Origin of the sequence: Streptomyces sp. R44 (assembly GCF_041053105.1) — a bacterium.
Lineage (GTDB): Bacteria > Actinomycetota > Actinomycetes > Streptomycetales > Streptomycetaceae > Streptomyces.
Genome location: NZ_CP163444.1, coordinates 6,585,733 through 6,599,848 on the forward strand (window position 1 = coordinate 6,585,733; position 14,116 = coordinate 6,599,848).

Sequence of the window (14,116 nt, forward strand, 5' to 3'; positions counted from 1 at the left end):
GGGACACCCGGCCCGGACGAGCGGCTTCACGCCACATGCGAAGATTTGGGCGTGAGTGCCAAGGACAGCCCGCAGGGCCAGCAGACGAAGCAGCAGTCGCGGACGTACGACTCCGCGTTCCTCAAGGCGTGCCGACGCGAGCCGGTGCCGCACACCCCCGTCTGGTTCATGCGACAGGCCGGGCGCTCCCTCCCCGAGTACCTGAAGGTCCGCGAGGGCATCCCCATGCTCGAGTCGTGCATGCGGCCCGAGCTGGTCACCGAGATCACGCTCCAGCCGGTCCGGCGCCACAAGGTCGACGCCGCGATCTACTTCAGCGACATCGTCGTCCCGCTCAAGGCCATCGGCCTCGACCTCGACATCAAGCCCGGCGTCGGCCCGGTCGTCGCCGACCCGATCCGCACCCGCGCCGACCTGGACCGGCTGCGCGACCTGACCCCCGAGGACGTCCACTACGTCACCGAGGCCATCGGGATGCTCACCGAGGAGCTGGGCGACACCCCGCTCATCGGTTTCGCGGGCGCGCCGTTCACCCTCGCGAGCTACCTCGTCGAGGGCGGCCCCTCGCGCAGCCACGAGCGCACCAAGGCGATGATGTACGGCGACCCGCAGCTCTGGGCCGACCTGCTCGACCGCCTCGCCGAGATCACCTCGGCCTTCCTCAAGGTGCAGATCGAGGCGGGCGCCTCCGCCGTGCAGCTCTTCGACTCCTGGGTCGGCGCGCTCGCCCCGGCCGACTACCGCCGCTCGGTGATGGCGGCCTCGACCAAGGTCTTCGACGCGGTCGCCGGCTACGGCGTCCCCCGCATCCACTTCGGTGTCGGTACGGGCGAGCTCCTCGGCCTGATGGGCGAGGCGGGCGCGGACGTCGTCGGCGTCGACTGGCGCGTCCCGCTCGACGAGGCCGCCCGCCGCGTCGGCCCCGGCAAGGCCCTCCAGGGCAACCTGGACCCCGCCGTGCTCTTCGCCTCGCGCGAGGTCGTGGAGGCCAAGGCCGACGAGGTCCTCGCCGCCGCGAAGGACCTGGAGGGGCACGTCTTCAACCTGGGCCACGGCGTCATGCCGTCGATGGACCCGGACGCCCTGACGCGTCTCGTCGAGTACGTGCACACGCGGACGGCCGTCTGACGGCCGCCCGCGTGGGGGTGGGGACTGCGGGGGCTGGTGAGCTCAGACCTCGCAGTTGACCGGCGGGTTGCCGGAGCTCACTCGGCAGTAGTCGACGCCGAGGCCGCCGTTGACGGCGCCCGCGTTCGGCCCGACGAGGATGTAGTCGCTGTCGTCCCCGCCCAGGACCTGGGCCATCGGTCCGACGGAACCGTCGACCCGGAGGTAGTCGCGGCCGGTGCCGCCCCTGACGACGGCGCCGCCGCCGATGTTGCCGCCGATGCGGATGTAGTCGGCGCCGCCCAGGCCGTCGACCACGTCACCGGGGGCGAGGGGGCCGCAGGTGATGTAGTCGGCACCCGCCGTACCGACGACGTTCGAGCTGTTGACGGCGATGCCGTTGACCCGGCACGAGGCCACCGCGTGGGCGGGGGTCGCCGTCAGGGCGACCGGGGCTATGACGAGAGTGGCGGCGCAGAGCGCACGCATCGTGTGTCTGATCATGTGATCAGTGACACATGGTGAGCGTGCGACCGCAATCCGTCACCACCGGTCACTCCGCCGCTCGGGTCATCCTGCCGCCCGAACGGCCGCCACCGCCTTGCGCGCCGCGACGAGCACCGGATCCCACACCGGCGAGAACGGCGGCGCGTACCCCAGGTCGAGCGCCGTCATCCCCTCCACCGTCATCCCCGCCGTGAGCGCCACCGCCGCGATGTCCACCCGCTTCGCCGCCCCCTCCCGGCCCACGATCTGCACCCCGAGCAGCCGGCCCGTGCGCTTCTCGGCCAGCATCTTCACCGTCATCGGCGCGGCCCCCGGGTAGTAGCCCGCGCGGCTCGTCGACTCGACCGTCACCGTCACGTACCGCAGGCCCACCTCCCGGGCGTCCTTCTCCCGCAGGCCCGTCCGCGCGATCTCCAGGTCGCACACCTTCGACACCGCCGTGCCCACCACGCCGGGGAAGGTCGCGTAGCCGCCGCCCACGTTGGAGCCGATGACCTGACCGTGCTTGTTCGCGTGCGTGCCGAGGGGCACGTGCCGCTCCCGGCCCGAGACCAGGTCCAGGACCTCCACGCAGTCACCGCCCGCCCAGATGTTCCCGTGGCCCCTGACCCGCATCGCCAGATCGGTGAGCAGCCCGCCGTACACCCCGAGGGGAAGCCCCGCCGCCCGCGCGAGCGAGGTCTCCGGCACCACGCCCGTACCGAGCACCACCACGTCCGCCGGGTACTCCTCCGCGTCCGTCGCCACCGCCCGCACCCGGCCGTCCGTGCCCGTCAGGATCTTCGTCACCGGCGCCGAGGCCACCGTCGTGATCCCCAGGCCGTCCATCGCCCGGTGCACGAGCCGCCCCATGTCCGGATCGAGCGTCGCCATCGGCTGCTCGCCCCGGGTCAGCACCGTCACCTCGTAGCCCCGGCTCAGCAGGGCCTCCGCCATCTCCACGCCGATGTACCCGGCACCGACGACGACCGCCCGCCGTCCCGGCGTGCCGGACAGCGAGTCGAGCAGCGCCTGGCCGTCGTCGAGGGTCTGCACCCCGTGCACCCCGGGCGCGTCGATCCCCGGCATCGGCGGGCGCAGCGGCCGGGCCCCGGTCGCGATCACCAGCTTGTCGAAGCCCGTCCACACCTCCGTACCCGCCTCCAGGTCCCGTGTGCGGACCCGCTGCCCCGGGACGTCGATCTCCGTCACCTCGGTCCGCGTGCGCAGGTCGATGTCACGGGCCCGGTGCTCCTCGGGGGAGCGCGCGATCAGCTCGCCGCGCGTCGCCACGTCCCCGCCGACCCAGTACGGGATGCCGCAGGCCGAGTACGAGGAGAAGTGCCCCCGCTCGAAGGCGACGATCTCCAGCTCCCCGGGATCCTTGAGCCTGCGCGCCTGCGACGCGGCGGACATGCCCGCCGCGTCGCCACCGATGACCACCAGTCGTTCGCTCATGGGGAGACGCTACTTCTCGGGGGCCTCCCGGGGCTGCGGGGTCCTCGGGTGCCCGGGTGCCGGCTCGGCGGCCGGCGCCACTCCGGCGGCGTTGCGCGGAGCGTCCGGCAGCACGGGGGCCGCGCCCGCCGGGCGGGGCCCGCGGGCCGCGAGACGCGGGCGGACCAGGCGCCGCCAGAGGACGAAGGCGATCAGGGCCACCGCGAGCCACGGCGCGAGCGCGGTCAGGACGATGCCGATCCAGGCCGCCGCGCCCACCAGCGCGTTCCAGCCGCCGCCCAGGGCGTCCGCGAAGCCGGGACGGTCCTCCTCCCCCTCCTCCGCCGACGCCTTCTCGGGTTCGAGGAGCCGCAGGGTGATCGTCGCCAGCGTCGTCCGGTCCTTCAGCGAGTCCCGCTGGGCGAGCAGCGCCTCCAGGTCCGCCTGACGGCGGCTCAGCTCGCCCTCCAGGGTCACCACGTCGGACAGCTTCTCCGCCCGGTCCATCAGCGTCCGCACCCGCGCCACGCTCGCCCGCTGGGTGGCGATCCGGCTCTCCACGTCCACCACCTGGTCGGTGACGTCCTTGGCGGACGCCTTGCGGTCGAGCAGCTTCCCGGCGCCCGCGAGCTCGGTGAGGACGGAGTCGTACCGCTCCTGCGGCACCCGCAGCACGATCAGCGAGGTGAGACGGGAGTCGTCCACCCGCTCCGTCGTCTCGTTCTCCACGTGCCCGCCCGCGTCCGTCGTCACCCGGCGGGCCGCGGCCAGCGCCTTCGCCGCGTCCTTCACCTCGACGGAGAGCTCGGCGGTACGGATGACGTGCTGCTGCGCGGGCACCGTCGACGCGGGCTTCCCGGCCGCGCCCGAGGCGCTGTCGGCCGCACCCTCCGCCGTACCGTCGGCGGGCTTCGCCGCCGCCATGCCGCCGCCCTTGCCGTCCGAGGCGGCGGTGTCCGTGGCGCCCGCGCCGCAGCCGGTCAGGACCAGTGAAGCCGTCAGCAGGACCGCGGCCGCCGTTCTCGTTCTTGCTGCCCGCACGAGATCCCCCCGGGGATGGTGGTGAGTGATGCCCGTTGGACGTGCGGGCCCCTCGTACGGGTTGCCCCCGGGCGGTAGCGATGTGGTCACGGTCCGGCCTCGGAACGGGACCGGGCGGGCGATTTGAGAGAGTGGTGCCATGAACGCGGACACCACGGGACAGCACGCCGGGCCTCATGTCGTCGTCGCCGGAGGCGGGATCGCCGGACTCGCGGCCGCCCACCGGCTGGCCCTCGCCGGCCACCGGGTGACCCTCCTCGAAGCGGACGCCCGGATCGGCGGCAAGCTCCTCGCCGGGGAGATCGCGGGCGCGCCCGTCGACCTCGGCGCCGAGTCGCTGCTCGCCCGCCGCCCCGAGGCCGTCGCCCTCGCCCGGACCGTCGGCCTCGGCGACCGGCTCCAGGCCCCCGCGACGACCACCGCGTCCGTCTGGTCCCGGGGCGAGCTCGTCCCCATGCCCAAGGGGCACGTCATGGGCGTCCCCGGCGACCCCGCCGCCGTCGGGGGCCTCCTCTCCGCCGAGGGCGTGCGCCGCATCGGCGGAGACCTGGAGCTGCCGCCCACCGAGATCGGCGAGGACATCGCCATCGGCGCGTACGTCGCCGCCCGCATGGGCCACGAGGTCGTCGACCGGCTCGTCGAACCCCTCCTCGGCGGGGTGTACGCCGGTGACGCCCACCGCATCTCGATGAAGGCCGCCGTCCCCGCCCTCTTCGAGGCCGCCCGCGTCCACCCCACGCTCACCGCCGCCGTGCACGCCGTCCAGCGCGCCGGCGCCGCCACCCCCGCCGACGCGGCGGGCGCCGCCACCGGCCTCGGCGGCTCCGCCTTCCTCGGCATCCGGGGCGGCATCGGCACCCTCCCCGGCGCGGTCGCCGAGGCGATCCGCGCCGCGGGCGGCGAGATCCGCACCGGAACGCCCGTGACCGCCCTCCTCCGCACCGGCCACACCGGCTGGCAGGTCGTGACCCCGGACCGGACCTTCGACGCCGACGCCGTCGTCCTCGCCACCCCCGCCGGAATCGCCGCCGGACTCCTCGGCGGCCACGCCCCGGACGCCGCCGCCGAGCTCGCCTCCGTCGACTACGCCTCCATGGCCCTGATCACCCTCGCCTTCCGCCGCTCCGACATGCCCGCCCTGCCGGGCTCGGGGTTCCTCGTTCCCCCCGTCGACGGCCACACCATCAAGGCCTCCACCTTCTCCGCCCAGAAGTGGCAGTGGGTCGCCGACTCCGCCCCCGACCTGTTCGTGCTGCGCACCTCCGTCGGCCGCCACGGCGAGGAGGAGCAGGTCCACCGCGAGGACTCCGACCTCGTCGCCGCCTCCCTCAAGGACCTCGCCGCCGCCACCGGCCTCGCCGCCCGCCCCGTCGCGACCACGGTCACCCGCTGGATCGGCGGCCTGCCCCAGTACCCCGTGGGCCACCTGGCCCGCGTCGCCCGGGTCCGCGCGGCCGTCGCCGGCCTCCCCGGACTGCGCCTCGCGGGCGCCGCGTACGACGGCGTCGGCATCCCCGCCTGCATCGCCTCCGCCCACCGCGCGGCCGACGAGATCATCGCCACGTCGAAAACGGCCGACCCCGGTGCGGGGCACTCCCGGTGACGGGCGAGAATAGGCGTATGAGTGCGCCCGAAAAGATCCCGAACGCCGGTAAGAAGGCGAAGGACCTCAACGAGGTCATCCGCTACACCCTGTGGTCCGTCTTCAAGCTGCGCGACGTTCTCCCCGAGGACCGCGGCGGTTACGCCGACGAGGTCCAGGAGCTGTTCGACCAGCTCGCGGCCAAGGACATCACGATCCGCGGCACGTACGACCTGTCCGGTCTGCGCGCCGACGCCGACGTCATGATCTGGTGGCACGCCGAGACGAGCGACGAGCTCCAGGAGGCGTACAACCTCTTCCGCCGCACCAAGCTGGGCCGCGCCCTGGAGCCGGTCTGGTCGAACATGGCGCTGCACCGCCCCGCCGAGTTCAACAAGTCGCACATCCCGGCCTTCCTGGCCGACGAGAACCCGCGCGACTACGTCTCGGTGTACCCCTTCGTGCGCTCCTACGACTGGTACCTGCTGCCCGACGAGGACCGCCGCCGCATGCTCGCCGACCACGGCAAGATGGCCCGCGGCTACCCCGACGTCCGCGCCAACACGGTCGCCTCCTTCTCGCTCGGCGACTACGAGTGGCTCCTCGCCTTCGAGGCCGACGAGCTGCACCGCATCGTCGACCTCATGCGCCACCTGCGCGCCTCCGAGGCGCGGATGCACGTCCGCGAGGAGGTCCCGTTCTTCACCGGCCGCCGCAAGAGCGTCGCCGACCTGGTGGCGGGCCTGGCCTGACGGCCGTACAGAACCTGGTGGCGCGCCCGGCTCCCGGCCGGGCGCGCCACCCCTTGACCCGGAAGATCAGACGGCGGGCGGCACCATGTGCCCGCCGCTCCAGCGACACCGGGTCCGGCTCCGGGTGCGGCGCGCGTCACGCGCGCCGCACCGGCGTCATTTCCAGGACTTTTCCGCGGGGCCTCAGGCGTGCAGGGCGGCCCGGAGCTCCGGCTCCAGGACGGCGGGACCGCGCGTCGCGAGAGCCGTCAGCGGATCGGTGAGCGGATCGGCCGGCGAGAGCCCGGAGAGCAGCCGCTGCCCGGCCGGGGACGCCCAGCGGGTGTACGGATACACCTCGATCCCCCCGATCAGCAGGCAGAGCCCCGACCCGACCAGCGGCAGCGCGAAACCGGCGACGACCGGAGCCCGTTCCCCGGCCGGCACCAGGAGCGCCGCGACCGTCCCCAGCAGCAGCGTCAGCAGGAACCCCGCCCGTACCGCCCGCACCCCGGCCGCCATCTCCCGGCGCGCCTCCTCGGACACGGCGAGCCCCCGGTCGACGAGCCCCTCCGCGAGGCGGCGTACGGACTCGGCGGCGGCGACCACCGGACGCACGGCGGGCACCGGCGACTGCCCGCCGGGCCCGATGGCACCGAGCACCGCGCGCTCCAGCTCGTCCCCGGCGCCCGAGGCGTCCAAGACCGTCGCCCAGCCGGTGTGCGCGAGCAGCAGCCGCCGCGCCCGGTGCATCGACACCAGGGTCAGATCGGTGACCCGGAACGGGCCCCCGGCGAGGTAGGCCGCCTCGCACACGGTGAGCTCCTCCGTACCGCCCGACGACCCGTGGGGCCGGGCGGCGGCGAGCGCGGCACGGCAGACCCGCACGCAGCCGACACCGGCCACGACGAAGGCCACCAGGAGGAGCGGAACCCAGATCATGTCCCGGTTGTACGGGAGGACGGCCGGGGCCGCCACCCGAATGGCCCCTCAGCTGCTGGAACTGGAGCTGGAGCACGAGCTGGAGCTGGAACTCGAACACGAGCTGGAGCTTGAGCCGCCGCAGCTGGAGCCGGAGCTTGAGCCACCGCAGCTGGACCCTCCGCCGCAGCTCGACCCGCCACCGGAGCAGGAGCCCGAGGAACAGGACCCGGACGAGCAGGACGAGCCGCCGCCCGAGCCGCCCGAGCAGGAGCCGCCCCCGCCACCCCCACAGGAGCTGTTGGTCGCGCACCACTCGGCGGCCACGCCGACGGCGGCCGCGTCCGAGGAGGAGAAGTGCGACGGCGAGGGCCGCCTGCCGCGCCCGTTCCGCCGCGGCGCGGAGATCCGGGCGGCGGCGGCGAGCTGCTCCCGGAGCACCGGGTCCGGCAGGGCCCGCAGCCCGTGCGCGGCCACGAGATGACCGGCGTCCGCGAGATGGCCGTGCTCCCTCCCGTACGCGAGGACCGCATGGCGGCCGGCCGGGGTGACCTGCCGGCCGGAGACCGAGCCGCAGACGATGCCGGTGATCACGGCGGCGAACAGCACCGGCGCCACCTTGAAGACGAACGGGAGCCGGAACTCGTGGTCGACGGAGAAGTCGATCACCGTGAGGACGATCGAGACCGGGAACAGGACGAAGGCCGTCAGGATCAGGGCGGTGCACCAGCGGGCGGTGGTCCGCCGCGTCGCCGGTTCGACGACGAGCCCGCGCGTCGCGAGACCGTCGCCGATCTCCTGGACCGCCGGGTGCCGCATGACGGCGAGCCGCAGGTGGTGCAGGGCCCCGTGCGGCGCGGCGGCGTGCTCCTGGAGCACGGCACGCTCCACCGGGTCGTGCGCGGTGGGGCGGACGACCGCGACGATGCCGGGGCCGCCGATCGCGAGCCTGCCGTCGGCCTGGAGGGCGGCGAGGGCGGTGTCGACGACGCGGGCCGGGCCGCCGTTGAGGAAGGCGACCTCGTACCGGTCGTGGACGGGCCCGCCGGGACCGCCGCGCGTGCGGACGACCCGGGTGATGACGAGGGCGATGCCGACGGCGCCCGCGAGGTAGATGAGGGTGAGCAGCAGGTCCATGGTCATCTCCGTACGAGGGCGTGACGGGCGGCCCGTACGAGCCGGGTGGCACGGCCCGGCGGCCGGCTGCCGGAACGGTCCTGCCACCACTCCGTGAGCCGCCGCCGTGCCGCCGGGTCCTCCGGGCGCTCGGCCAGCAGCAGGTGCTCGGCGAAGTCGAGGGCGTCCCGGCGGTAGCCGCCGGTCATGGGACGGGACCTGGCGTACGCGAGGAACGCGCGCCGGAAGTCCTTGCCGAGGATCTCCGGCAGCTCCGGCGCGACCTTCGCGACGACCCCGGCCCGCTTGGCGGCGAGGGCGCGGCTCTGGACCGCGATCCGCCGGGTGTCGAAGCCTTCGGGGACGGGGGTGCCGGCGACGAGGGCGGAGAGGAGGGCGGCCTGGGTCACGGCCAGGCGTTGGCGTGCCCCTCCGCGGGGTGCGGGCTCCTCGACGACGGCGACCGCGCCGGGCATGGGGCCTCCGGAGACGCGGGCGCCGGCACCGATGAGGAGCGAGGCCTGTCGGGGTGCGGGTACCAGCGAAAGGGCGCCGTGCGCGTGGGCTGTGCCCACCCGTTCCGCCCTTGCGGAACGCATGCCCACAGTGGTCCGGATGGCATCCAGCTCCGCCGCGAGCTCGGCCTCCGGCGGGAAGTCGTCGTCCCGTTCGAGGAGCACGCCCGGCGGGGACACCCGGGAAGCGAGGTCCGCGAGGATGTCGAGGACCGGCTGCGGCACCGGGTGGGCGTGGGTGTCGTGCCAGACCCCGTCCCGCTCGACGCCGCCCGCCACGTGCACGTACGCGATGGCCTCGACCGGCAGTTCGGACAGGGCCAGGGCCGGGTCCTCGCCCCGGTTGACGTGGTTGGTGTGCAGGTTGGCGACGTCGATGAGGAGCCGTACCCCCGTACGCTCCACCAGCTCCGCCAGGAACTGTCCCTCCGTCATCTCCTCGCCCGGCCAGGCGATCAGGGCCGCGATGTTCTCCAGGGCGAGCGGTACGGGCAGCGCGTCCTGTGCGATGCGCACGTTCTCGCAGAGCACGTCGAGCGCGTCCCGGGTCCGGGGTACGGGCAGCAGGTGGCCCGCTTCGAGCAGCGGGGTCGCGGTGAGCGGCCCTCCGGCCCGTACGAACGCGATGTGCTCCGTGACCAGCGGCGCCCCGAGGGCCACCGCCTTCTCCCCGAGCGCCGCGAGCCGCGCCGGGTCCGGGCGGTCCGCGCCGCCGAGCCCGAGCGAGACGCCGTGCGGGACGACCGTCACGCCGCGCTCGCGCAGCCGGGTCAGGGAGTCGGGCAGATGGTCGGCGCAGATGTTCTCCGCGACGACCTCCACCCAGTCGACGCCGTGCAGGGCCTCCACCGCCTCAGCGATCTCGGGACGCCAGCCGATGCCGATGCCGAGTTCCGTCATGTCCCCCTCCTTCGGTCCTCAGTCCCTCACCTGATGGCCCAGGCGGGCAGGTTCGAATCCCAGGAGGGGGACGTTCAGAGCTTCATTTGAGGTTCGGCCGTGCGGGAGCCCGAAAGCGTGCCGTACCGAATGGGCTCTCCTCAGGAGAAGACGTCGCCGGGCGTCCCGGCCGTCCAGACGTGCAGGGCGTCGCCGGACGCGGAGCGGGTCACCCACGTGCCGTCGCCCCGTGCGGTCGGCTGGCCGGAGGGCGGGGAGGGGTAGACGACGGGGTGGAGGCCGTGCGTGCGTGTGGTGTCCAGGAGCCAGTGCCGGGCCTGGCCCCATTCGTTGTCGCTCTCGTCGGTCGAGGCGACCAGGGTCGTCTCGGTCACGAAGCCGCCCGCCCAGTCCCAGTAGACGCATGTCTCGTCGGGATCGTCCGACGGCGCGTCGGGGTGCGGGGGAAGGACCGACTCGGCCTCCCATGCCAGGTCGTCCAGGACGTGCCCGTCGGAGTCGCGGACGGCGAGTTCGTCCTGGTCGTGGGAGACCGTCATGAGCCGGTCGCCCGAGGGGCTCACGCTCAGCAGGCAGAGGTCGCCCTCCACATAGGTGACCGCCAGCTCCTCGCCGTCCCAGCTGCCCAGGCGCAGGGGCGCGCCGTCCTGGCCCTCGCCGATGCTGAGGCCCATCCGGCGGGGGTCGGCCGGGTGGGAGACGTGGATGCTGCCGGCCGCCGCGGCCTGGGCGTCGGCCCGCGCGAGTACCCGACCGTCGAGGGCGTCGATGACCAGCCACTCGTCGACGGTGTCAGGGGTCAACTCGCCCTCGCCCAGCGGGCCGCGGACATGGGCCCAGACGAGGCTTCCGTCCGCCGAGAAGCCGACGGAGCCCTCCTCGGGGTAGCGGTGGTCCCCGTCCTCCGCGTACGCGTCGTACGAGTCGTGCATCTCCCGGCACGCCCCGTACCAGCAGCCGTGCCGGATCTCCCAGCGCGTCGCCCCCGACGGCTCGACGGCACGCACGGCGTGCACCCCGGCGAAGACGGCCAGGCTCGCGTCCGGCGACACCTCCCAGGTCCCGCGGTCGCGTGGCCAGGGCGCGGGGAAACGGACCTCCGCTCCCGGCCGAGCGGCGTAGGCGTCGTCCAGCGGCAGCGCCACGATCTCCTCGTCGCTCCGCTGGACGAGCAGCCGGCGCCCCGGCCCGCCGACGATCTCCGGCGGACCGGCCGCCGGCGAGGGCAGGGGAGCGGGAACGGTGGCGTGGAGCCGGGCGTGCACGGACATGTGGATCTCCCAGGGCGTAGGACGCGGCCGCACACTACGGCACGGGTCCGACACCGGGCCCGGCCGCGGTCAGGTCCGGGGGAGCCGCAGGTCGGGGGCGAACAGGGCGCTGCCCTCCGACACCACCGTGCACGAGCCCGGGGCGATCTCCGTGAAGCCCGCGTCGCGGACGACCGGGAGGCCGCCCGTCGTCAGGGCCGCCCAGTCCTCGGCCGGTGCCGTGCGCACCGCGAGCGGGAAGCCCGCCTCCTGCCACGCCTTGCGGTCGGCCTCCGCCATCGCCCACCACAGCAGCTGCGCCCCGTGGCCGGCCTGCGCCATCGCCTTGCCCGCCGACATGTCGAGCTCCGGGTTCAGCCACAGCACCGCCGCCCCCTCCGGTACGGGGCCGGGCGCCGCCGGGTCGTCGAGGTCGGTGCCCGACACCTGGAGCTTCGCGAGCTCCTTGGGCCAGCCGTCCAGCGGAACCGGCGGGAAGACCCGCACCTCCGCCTCCGCGCCCGTCACCGTGATGCCCGGCAGCGTGTTCGCACGGCGCCACTCCGCGCCGCGCGCCCGGCGCACCACCTTGCGGATCCGGGCGTCCTGCCAGTCGGTGATCGCCTGCGCCCACTCGCCCTCGCCGAGGGAGCGGTCGTCGGTGAGGATCTCCAGGACGGCCCGCGCCGCGGTCTCCAGGGCGTCGGTACGGGCCGGAGGCGCGTCGCGCTCGATCCTGACGACCAGGGGGAGGACGAACTGGGGCTTCTCATCGCGGAGATCGGTCTCGTTGCTGCTCACCCGGCAAGTCTGCCATCGCGGTGAGAAACGATTCTTGTGGGAATCAACCGTTCCGGGCCAGGATGCCCCTCATGAAGAGCGATCTTTTTGCCGGTGAACACCTCGCCGAGGCGGCGACCTTCCCGGGGATGACCCTCCAGAACGCCAAATCGGTCAAGTACACCGTGAACGGCGAGATGCACGCCCGCCAGGGTTCGATGATCGCCTTCCGCGGCGATCTCCAGTTCGAGCGCAAGGGCCAGGGCATCGGCGGCATGCTCAAGCGGGCCGTCACCGGCGAGGGCCTGGCGCTGATGGCCGTACGGGGCCAGGGCGAGGCCTGGTTCGCGCACGAGGCGCAGAACTGCTTCATCGTCGAGATCGAGCAGGGCGAGGCCTTCACCGTCAACGGCCGCAACGTCCTCTGCTTCGACGCCACCCTCCACTACGACATCAGGACGGTGAAGGGCGCGGGCATGACCGGCGGCGGCCTCTTCAACTCCGTCTTCTCCGGCTACGGCAAGATCGCTCTGATGTGCGAGGGCAACCCGATCGTCATCCCCGTCACCCCGCAGGCCCCGGTGTACGTCGACACCGACGCCGTCGTCGGCTGGAGCGAGCAGCTCCACACCTCCCTGCACCGCTCGCAGTCCCTCGGCTCCATGATCCGCGGCGGCTCGGGCGAAGCGGTCCAGCTCAAGCTGGAGGGCCAGGGCTTCGTCGTCGTCCGGCCCAGCGAGCTCACCCCGCAGAAGAACTCCTCGAATTGAGGCTGGAGCACGTCGGGCGGCGGCACGGCCTCCGCGGGCCGTGGGTGCTGCGGCAGGTCTCGCTCGACCTGCCCGCCGCCGCCCTCGTCCGGGTCGTCGGCACCAACGGCACCGGCAAGTCCACGCTGCTCCGGCTGCTCGCCGGCATCGACGCGCCCACCGAGGGCCGTGTCACCGGCCGCCCGTCCCGCACCGCGTACGTCCCCGAACGGTTCCCCGTCGCCCTGCCGTTCACGGCCCTCGACTACCTGGTCCACCTCGGCCGCGTCCAGGGCCTCGGGCGCCGGGCGGCGCGGTCCCGGGCGGGGGAGTGGCTGGAGTGCTTCGGGGCCGGCACGCACGCGCGAACCGCCCTGACGGAGCTCTCCAAGGGCACCAGTCAGAAGGTCGCCGTCGCCCAGGCCCTCCTCGCCGACCCCGCCCTGCTCGTTCTCGACGAGGCCTGGACCGGCCTCGACACCGGCGCCCGCGCCGCACTCGACACCGCCGTCCGCGAACGCCTCGCGGCGGGCGCCACGGTCGTCTTCGTCGACCACGACCCCCGCCGTCTGGAGGGGGAGGCGCTGGTCGTGTACGGGGTGGCGAACGGGCGGGTGCGGGAGGTGGCGGCTCCGCTCCCGGTGGCGGCCGTTGCCGCGCCTCCCGTTCGGATCACCGTCTCCGGCGGCCGGTCGCTTCCCGCCCGGCTGCCCGGCGACCCGCGGACCACCCCCGGCCCCGACGGCACCACCCTCCTCAGCGTGGACGCGGCTCACTCCGACGCCCTCCTGGGGGCGCTTCTCGCCGCGTCCTGGCACATCCACCACCTCGGCACCGAAGGCGTACGGGTATGACGGCGCTCCTGCGCTACCAGTCGGGTCTGCTCCTCCGCTCCCAGCGCTGGCTCGCACCGCTGCTGCTCTACGCGGCCTTCATCGGCGTCGGCGTCCAGGCCGGCGAACCGGTGCTCGGCGCGCTCGGCTTCACCGCCGCCGCCCTGCTCCCGGTGTCCGCCTGGACCGTACGGATCTGCCTCACCCAGGAACCGCCCGCCGCCCGCGGCGTGGTCGCGGCGGCGGCCGGCCGGGGCCGCGCGCACCTCGCGGCGCTGCTCACCGGTGCAGCCTGGCCGGTCCTCGTCGGCACGGTCGCCGTCCTCGCGGTGACGGCGATCGGCGACCGGCGCGGGGTCACCGCCCTCGCCGCCGCCACCGCCGGGCTGCTCGGGGCTCTGGCCTGCGCCCTGACGGGGGCCGCCGTCGGCGCGCTCGCCTCCCGCCCGTTCCTCAGGGCTCCCGGCTGGTCCCTCGCGGCCCTCGTGCTCGGTTCCCTCCTGGCGCTCGTGACGACAGGTTCGCCGGCGAAGCACGCCATGACGGCCCTGGTCACCGGAGCCCGTACCGCGACCGCCGATCCGCCCTGGCTCGCCTGCGGCGGCGCGCTGCTCCTCGCGGCGGCGACGGCGGCGCTCGCGTGCCGTTCCACGGCGCGCCTGGAGTGA

At 74.3% G+C, this 14,116-nt stretch carries 14 protein-coding genes; 6 read left to right on the top strand and 8 right to left on the bottom strand.

Going from position 1 to position 14,116, the window contains the following annotated elements; genetic code table 11:
- Positions 1 to 51 precede the first annotated feature (51 nt).
- The gene (gene hemE, locus AB5J54_RS30755) at positions 52 to 1,128 is read left to right on the top strand and encodes a uroporphyrinogen decarboxylase (RefSeq protein ID WP_369147160.1); all 1,077 of its coding nucleotides are present in this window, start codon (positions 52 to 54) and stop codon (positions 1,126 to 1,128) included.
- A gap of 42 nt (positions 1,129 to 1,170) precedes the next feature.
- On the opposite strand, the gene AB5J54_RS30760 is transcribed toward hemE, so the two are convergent.
- The 3 genes from AB5J54_RS30760 to AB5J54_RS30770 form a co-directional block, all read right to left on the bottom strand.
- Positions 1,171 to 1,611, bottom strand: a complete 441-nt coding sequence (locus AB5J54_RS30760) for a hypothetical protein (protein ID WP_369147161.1) — start codon at positions 1,609 to 1,611, stop codon at positions 1,171 to 1,173.
- A gap of 66 nt (positions 1,612 to 1,677) precedes the next feature.
- Complete coding sequence (locus tag AB5J54_RS30765; RefSeq protein WP_369147162.1) at positions 1,678 to 3,051, bottom strand: FAD-dependent oxidoreductase; 1,374 nt, start codon at positions 3,049 to 3,051, stop codon at positions 1,678 to 1,680.
- A gap of 9 nt (positions 3,052 to 3,060) precedes the next feature.
- Entirely contained in the window at positions 3,061 to 4,071 is a 1,011-nt protein-coding gene (locus AB5J54_RS30770; RefSeq protein ID WP_369147163.1) for a DUF4349 domain-containing protein, read from the bottom strand.
- Positions 4,072 to 4,210: 139 nt separating this feature from the next.
- Here AB5J54_RS30770 and hemG point away from each other — a divergent pair, with 139 nt between their 5' ends.
- Complete coding sequence (hemG, locus tag AB5J54_RS30775; RefSeq protein ID WP_369147164.1) at positions 4,211 to 5,674, top strand: protoporphyrinogen oxidase; 1,464 nt, start codon at positions 4,211 to 4,213, stop codon at positions 5,672 to 5,674.
- Between the two features lie 17 nt (positions 5,675 to 5,691).
- A complete protein-coding gene (gene hemQ, locus AB5J54_RS30780; protein WP_030690075.1) occupies positions 5,692 to 6,405 on the top strand; it encodes a hydrogen peroxide-dependent heme synthase in 714 nt (237 codons plus the stop codon).
- 183 nt (positions 6,406 to 6,588) lie between these two features.
- On the opposite strand, the gene AB5J54_RS30785 is transcribed toward hemQ, so the two are convergent.
- The 5 genes from AB5J54_RS30785 to AB5J54_RS30805 form a co-directional block, all read right to left on the bottom strand.
- Complete coding sequence (locus AB5J54_RS30785; RefSeq protein WP_369147165.1) at positions 6,589 to 7,326, bottom strand: TIGR04222 domain-containing membrane protein; 738 nt, start codon at positions 7,324 to 7,326, stop codon at positions 6,589 to 6,591.
- A gap of 48 nt (positions 7,327 to 7,374) precedes the next feature.
- Positions 7,375 to 8,442 (bottom strand): TIGR04222 domain-containing membrane protein, encoded by a 1,068-nt coding sequence (locus AB5J54_RS30790; protein ID WP_369147166.1) that lies wholly within the window; start codon positions 8,440 to 8,442, stop codon positions 7,375 to 7,377.
- A gap of 2 nt (positions 8,443 to 8,444) precedes the next feature.
- A complete protein-coding gene (locus AB5J54_RS30795) occupies positions 8,445 to 9,836 on the bottom strand; it encodes a DUF692 family multinuclear iron-containing protein (protein WP_369147167.1) in 1,392 nt (463 codons plus the stop codon).
- Between the two features lie 140 nt (positions 9,837 to 9,976).
- Complete coding sequence (locus tag AB5J54_RS30800; RefSeq protein WP_369147168.1) at positions 9,977 to 11,107, bottom strand: hypothetical protein; 1,131 nt, start codon at positions 11,105 to 11,107, stop codon at positions 9,977 to 9,979.
- 69 nt (positions 11,108 to 11,176) lie between these two features.
- Complete coding sequence (locus AB5J54_RS30805; protein ID WP_369147169.1) at positions 11,177 to 11,887, bottom strand: aminoacyl-tRNA hydrolase; 711 nt, start codon at positions 11,885 to 11,887, stop codon at positions 11,177 to 11,179.
- Positions 11,888 to 11,958: 71 nt separating this feature from the next.
- Between AB5J54_RS30805 and AB5J54_RS30810 the strand changes: the two genes are divergently transcribed.
- Genes AB5J54_RS30810 through AB5J54_RS30820 form a run of 3 tightly spaced genes read left to right on the top strand, consistent with a single transcriptional unit; the run spans position 11,959 to position 14,116 of the window.
- On the top strand, positions 11,959 to 12,636 hold the full coding sequence (locus tag AB5J54_RS30810) for an AIM24 family protein (RefSeq protein ID WP_369147170.1): 678 nt from the start codon (positions 11,959 to 11,961) through the stop codon (positions 12,634 to 12,636).
- Entirely contained in the window at positions 12,633 to 13,469 is an 837-nt protein-coding gene (locus AB5J54_RS30815; protein ID WP_369147171.1) for an ATP-binding cassette domain-containing protein, read from the top strand. The genes AB5J54_RS30810 and AB5J54_RS30815 overlap by 4 nt, the downstream gene beginning before the upstream one ends.
- Positions 13,466 to 14,116, top strand: a complete 651-nt coding sequence (locus AB5J54_RS30820; RefSeq protein ID WP_369147172.1) for an ABC transporter — start codon at positions 13,466 to 13,468, stop codon at positions 14,114 to 14,116. The genes AB5J54_RS30815 and AB5J54_RS30820 overlap by 4 nt, the downstream gene beginning before the upstream one ends.

Excerpts from the sequence above, each read along its gene's own strand:
- AB5J54_RS30760 (WP_369147161.1), bottom strand. The coding sequence starts at position 1,611 with ATGATCAGACACACGATGCGTGCGCTCTGCGCCGCCACTCTCGTCATA.
- AB5J54_RS30765 (WP_369147162.1), bottom strand. The coding sequence starts at position 3,051 with ATGAGCGAACGACTGGTGGTCATCGGTGGCGACGCGGCGGGCATGTCC.
- hemG (WP_369147164.1), top strand. The coding sequence starts at position 4,211 with ATGAACGCGGACACCACGGGACAGCACGCCGGGCCTCATGTCGTCGTC.
- hemQ (WP_030690075.1), top strand. The coding sequence starts at position 5,692 with ATGAGTGCGCCCGAAAAGATCCCGAACGCCGGTAAGAAGGCGAAGGAC.
- AB5J54_RS30785 (WP_369147165.1), bottom strand. The coding sequence starts at position 7,326 with ATGATCTGGGTTCCGCTCCTCCTGGTGGCCTTCGTCGTGGCCGGTGTC.
- AB5J54_RS30790 (WP_369147166.1), bottom strand. The coding sequence starts at position 8,442 with ATGGACCTGCTGCTCACCCTCATCTACCTCGCGGGCGCCGTCGGCATC.
- AB5J54_RS30795 (WP_369147167.1), bottom strand. The coding sequence starts at position 9,836 with ATGACGGAACTCGGCATCGGCATCGGCTGGCGTCCCGAGATCGCTGAG.
- AB5J54_RS30800 (WP_369147168.1), bottom strand. The coding sequence starts at position 11,107 with ATGTCCGTGCACGCCCGGCTCCACGCCACCGTTCCCGCTCCCCTGCCC.
- AB5J54_RS30810 (WP_369147170.1), top strand. The coding sequence starts at position 11,959 with ATGAAGAGCGATCTTTTTGCCGGTGAACACCTCGCCGAGGCGGCGACC.
- AB5J54_RS30820 (WP_369147172.1), top strand. The coding sequence starts at position 13,466 with ATGACGGCGCTCCTGCGCTACCAGTCGGGTCTGCTCCTCCGCTCCCAG.